Annotated in this window: 4 protein-coding genes and 1 pseudogene; 1 reads left to right on the forward strand and 4 read right to left on the reverse strand. The window is 63.2% G+C overall.

All coding sequences use genetic code 11. The features are described 5' to 3' along the window. The 4 genes from JHD07_RS01900 to JHD07_RS01915 form a co-directional block, all read right to left on the reverse strand. The coding region (locus tag JHD07_RS01900; RefSeq protein WP_291618388.1) for a hypothetical protein at positions 1–1061 on the reverse strand (1061 nt) is incomplete at its 3' end. A gap of 154 nt (positions 1062–1215) precedes the next feature. Next, entirely contained in the window at positions 1216–2229 is a 1014-nt protein-coding gene (locus JHD07_RS01905) for a hypothetical protein (RefSeq protein ID WP_291618391.1), read from the reverse strand. Between the two features lie 107 nt (positions 2230–2336). Continuing rightward, positions 2337–3584, reverse strand: coding sequence for a type II toxin-antitoxin system HipA family toxin (locus JHD07_RS01910; protein WP_212023300.1), 1248 nt, complete (start codon positions 3582–3584; stop codon positions 2337–2339). Further along, positions 3577–3912 carry a helix-turn-helix transcriptional regulator gene (locus tag JHD07_RS01915; protein WP_291618394.1) on the reverse strand — a complete coding sequence of 112 codons (336 nt, stop codon included), beginning with the start codon at positions 3910–3912 and terminating at the stop codon, positions 3577–3579. Before JHD07_RS01915 ends, JHD07_RS01910 begins: the two co-directional genes overlap by 8 nt. 180 nt (positions 3913–4092) lie before the next feature. Between JHD07_RS01915 and JHD07_RS01920 the strand changes: the two are divergent. Beyond that, positions 4093–4294: pseudogene (locus JHD07_RS01920) on the forward strand (hypothetical protein); the annotation flags it as partial.

The following is a 4294-nucleotide window of genomic DNA, read 5'->3' on the forward strand; positions in this document are numbered from 1 at the left end:
GGTAATTCCCCAAATAATCCGATCATAAGATCGCCGTCGTAAAGGGAAAATGGAATCTCGACATAGTGGTCCGGATGGCGAGGCAAGGCGCGTCCGTCATTGGGACCGTTCTTGGTGTGTCCCCGAATCTGCTCACCACTTTCCTTGATGTAGGGCAGCACGACCAGGCGGCCGTGATTGGTGGAGAGGATCGTCCCTTCCTTCCAGATCGTCGCGCCTTCGGACTCGCGCGTCGACGATGTCTCCTTGACCTGCCAGCCGATGCCACCATCGGGCTCGTACCAAAATACAATGCCATTTGAGACCAGCACCTGTTCGCCTCGCGCGAGAGCTTCGGCGAGCATCCGCTGAACGCTAGCGAGCTTCAGCAATTGATTGGCGCGGGGGAGTAGGATCTGCCGGATCTTGGCCTTTGTCTTTCCCCAATGGGTGCTGGCGCTCAGACCGAATCCGTTGGCGATCTTAGCGCGTTCGGCGATCTGCGCGGCCCTCTCGCCGGCCGGATAGGGTTTTGACCAAACGCCATTCGGGGCCAAGTATAGAAGGACGTAGCGCCATTGGTTGCCTGAGCGTCCCACCTTGGCCACTTTCAGATACGGCATTGTGGCCAGTTGTTCGGCGAGGTCCTGACGATAGCGCTCGGAGTCCGGCGCGAGTTTCAGGGCGGTGGCGTCCGGCCGCCCGTCATCAGCGTGTCGGCGCAAGGCTTCGGCCAACATCAATGCTTCTTCGTCTTGCAGGCGCTGTTTCGCTTGCAGGGCCTTGTCGATCTTGAGTTCGAGCGATCGCTTGACAACGGGGTCCATGGTCCGCGCGGAGAGTGCCTGCCGCAAGGTTGGATTGAGCGCATTGGCGGCCGCGATGGCAGCCTCGCGATCGGGATAGCGGTCCATAAAGACGCTGTCGTTTTCTCCCGGCACCATGCGCTCGCGCCAGATCGGCGCCAGTTCGCCCTTGTCGATGAGCTCCTGCATCAACCAGCGCTCGAACAGGGGGCGGTAGTGGGGCCAGACGGCCAGGACGATATCGGATGCCCGTTTCAGCTCGGACCAATTCACCATAAGGGGTCGCCTCCAACGCGAGGCCGCATGGCGTGAAGCGGCATCATTATGCGGTATTCTTTTTGCCGCGACCGGATATTGGCAATCCAGTTTTCAAGGCGGCAATTTTCGGTTCGATTGCCATCATTTTGATGGTTATGGACGTGTCACCGGATCAGGTGCTCCCCTTGATACGCCGATCCTCACCGATGGGAATGATCCAGCCGCCGGCGCGATCCGGCCGCGCAAATTCATCCGGTCGTCCCGTCTGGATCACGCGGGTGCGGACCGCCTGCGGTTCCGCGTCGATGGCCGCGCGGATGAGGTCGCGATCGATGCCGACGAAGACCGGGTGGAGGTTGAGGCGGGCGAGTGTCTCCTGATCGGCTGGCGCAACGTCGGCTTCCGTGACCGGTCCCGCACGGGTGACGACACCACCGATCAGCCCGCCCAAGGCGGTCGCCTTCTCCACCTCCCTTACCGGCGCAGCATCGAGCAGCGCCCTGGCGCGGCCGAGGTCGTCCTGGAGCCTTTGCGGGAATGGCTGATGCGTGAGGCGCTGGAGCGCGCCTGCCAGTTCGGCGTGGCCGAGTGGCTTGATCAGGTTGGCAATATGCAGACGAAGGAGACCGATGAAGAGCGACTCCTGATCTTCCGGTTCGATGGGATCGCCTTCGTCAACGGGATCGCGCGCCGAGAGAAAGGCGTCGCTTGGGCCTGAGGCAGCCATTCCCCAACGCGTCGCGATCGCGATGCGCTTCACGCTGACTTTGCGGTCCTTCACCGTAACGTCTATTCGCTTTGCTTGCGCCCATGCGCGATCGAGCGCTTTGGCCGGGCCTCCGACATCGTGACAGCCTTTCGCTTCGGCGACCGTCAGGGAGGACAGGTCGGAGGCGCAAGCGATCCAGTCGGGCAGGTCGCCGCGGGCCAGGCGCTTGACCTTGATCTTCTTGCGGCGATCCAGGTCGATGATGCGGCTGCCGAGATGGGCGAAGATGGAGAGCTTGAAATAGCGTTCCAGATAAGCGCGTGCGACGAAGCGCCCAAACAGACCGGAGAGGGCGACTTTCACTTCTCGTGCCTGTCCGAGCGGCTCTTTGAAAATAAGCGGCGTCCCGGCGCCGGTCGGTGTCAGCAGCGTGTCCAGGATGGACCAGGCGCCGTAAGCCGTGCCGGGCGTCTGCAATACCTCGCGGATGCCGGCATCCTCGATGTCCGAGACCTCGAGGTCGACGGTCGGCCCGCTAACAGGGCTTTCCGCGGGTGGATCGAAGCTGTGAAGGAGCGTTCTGGTCACAGCGCGAGCGCCCGTTTCAGGTCGTCGTGCTCAAAGGCGCTGGCCATGCGGCTGATCTCGGCCGACCGGGCGCCGACGGCCTTGGCGATGTTGCGCCAGGTCGCGGTGACGGTTGCGACCTCTTTTATGATCGTGCGGGCTTGCGCCAGCGTCAGCCCGAAATATTCCGACGCGGCCTCGAGCAGATCAAGCGAGCAGGTGCCTTCGTCGAGATCGATGTTCGTGGTCAATACGCGCGCCTTGACGTCTGTTGGCACGGGATTGAGATCATAGGCCGGAGAGAGCGACCACCCGGCTTTTCCCAGCCAGAGGAAGCCGTGGTTGCGCAAATGGTCGTCGACATTGGAGATCAGGACGCTGAAGACGACGCGTCGATAGAGGGCATGAGCGTCGGTCTTTCCCTGCGCGCCATGCTGCGTGAGGGCGTCTACGATCTCGGGATAGCTGCCGCGCTCGCCATCCTTGGCGCCCATCATCGCCATGGCCGACAGGAAAGGAATGCGGGTCGCGCCATCGCGATCGAAGCGTCGCGACAACATGACCGCTTTGCCGGCCACTTCGATGAGTTCGTGTTGCGGGGTGGCGATGCCGGCCTGGCCGGCCAGACGCAACGCGATCTCCTCCCAGGTCTCCATGCTGTAGTCGTCGGTCTCCTTCGGAAACTTGGCGATGGAGAGATGGCCGTGCTGGTCGACGACCGAGGCCTTCGGCCGCGCGCCGCCGAGGGAGGAGCCGGGTGCGAAGATGAGCTGAAGGTCTTCCTCCGTTTCCTCGTCCCGGAGAATGCGCTCGGTGATCTGCAGCAGCCGGCCGAGTTCGATCAGGGCCGGTACACCGGCGCGGATCGGCGCCTGGAAGGGGTCTTCACCGACCCAGCGGAATCGGAGCGCGCCGAGCCGGGTCTCGTCGGCGACGCCGAGCAGATAATCGCTTTCCGCAAGCGTGCGGACAGCGCGGCCTTCGCGATCGGCGAGGCGGCGCTCGGCGCGCTGCATGAGACGGCGGCCCCAGGTGTCGGGCGCGGAGTCGCCGATGGAGCCGAAGGTTGCGAGACCCGCAGGGGGAGCGAAGGTGCCACGGGTGAGGGCGAGGGCAGGCTCCAGCGAGAACCGGTCCGGGTCGCCAAGCCATGCAGCATCATACTCGAAGAGAATGGTCTCCGAGCCGCGAACCTGATTACTCCTCGCCAGGCCGATGCGCCGTGTGGTGCCGTTCAGATCGATATGGACCTCGAAATCAGCCATCGCGTGAGTCTCCGGTCTTGCGTTTGAGGTGGACATGCTTGGGCAATGCGGCGCTGGCGAGCGCCTGTCCGACGCTGTCGTTGCCGATGTCGGCGATCTGGCTCAGACCGTCGAGCAGACCTAGCGCCTGAAGGACGCCGGCATAGATGCCAATGCTGACGTTGGTGTCGCCGGCCTCGACTCTTTGCAGGGTTGAGCGCGACGTGAAGGCCCGCTCGGCAACGACTGCCATCGGCAGCCGTCGGCGCCGACGGGCGTCGTGGATGTCGGCGCCGAGCTTGCGCAGCGCCCGCCGGACTGCGGCGGGAGGATTGTGGGGGGTCGGCATTTGACACCTTCATGCTACAGATTTGAAGGTTATGTAGCACGAAGCTTACAATTCTCATAGAGGAGCTTGAGGTTAACATTCCAGCCCATCCCAGGCTTGGAAAACCGGGGGATAAAATCGGCGGCCCTTGATAACAAACGGCGTCCTTCCCATCTTCACTGGACTCAATGAGGATAAAAAGTGAAGCTGTCGATTGTTGTTTTGGCCGGTGGCGAACCGGTGCTCAGCGGGGTGCAAGCCGGCCGTCAGCTCCTGGGGAAGCTGGTCGCCGCCGCGCGTCCGCCCGCCGATCCGGAGCCCGCCTATCTGGATTTCGATGGCGTCACCGTCGCGACCGCCTCCTTCCTGCGCGAGGGTGTGATCGCTTTCCGCGATCACGCGC

This window comes from Bradyrhizobium sp. (genome assembly GCF_016462955.1).
Lineage (GTDB): Bacteria > Pseudomonadota > Alphaproteobacteria > Rhizobiales > Xanthobacteraceae > Bradyrhizobium.

What these genes read in the sequence shown, in the direction of transcription:
- JHD07_RS01910 (WP_212023300.1), bottom strand. Translation starts at nt 3,584, where the DNA reads ATGGCTGATTTCGAGGTCCATATCGATCTGAACGGCACCACACGGCGC.
- JHD07_RS01915 (WP_291618394.1), bottom strand. Translation starts at nt 3,912, where the DNA reads ATGCCGACCCCCCACAATCCTCCCGCCGCAGTCCGGCGGGCGCTGCGC.